Annotated in this window: 1 protein-coding gene; it reads left to right on the forward strand. The window is 61.8% G+C overall.

The genetic code is table 11. The features are described from left to right. The first annotated feature begins 14 nt into the window (after positions 1–14). Entirely contained in the window at positions 15–173 is a 159-nt protein-coding gene (locus tag EOD29_RS35665; protein WP_281059272.1) for a PAS-domain containing protein, read from the forward strand. The last annotated feature ends 55 nt before the right edge of the window (positions 174–228 follow it).

The raw sequence follows: 228 nt of genomic DNA on the forward strand, positions 1-228 counted from the left end.
GACAAGGCGTCTGCCTGTTCGACGATGCCGGCCGGCTGCTGCTTTCAAACAACCGTTATGCCGAAGTCTACGGACTTGAACCCTCTGTCATCCATCCGGGAGAGTCACTCGAAGACATCCTCGAGCTGAGACAGGGGGTCGGCGCCGTTCCCGCCACCTCGACCTCGGAATAGCACGCCTGGGCCGAAGCGACCAACAGGGGCGATACGCCCCGAGACTGGATCAAGG

Origin of the sequence: Mesorhizobium sp. M1A.T.Ca.IN.004.03.1.1, from assembly GCF_003997555.1 — a bacterium.
GTDB lineage: Bacteria > Pseudomonadota > Alphaproteobacteria > Rhizobiales > Rhizobiaceae > Mesorhizobium.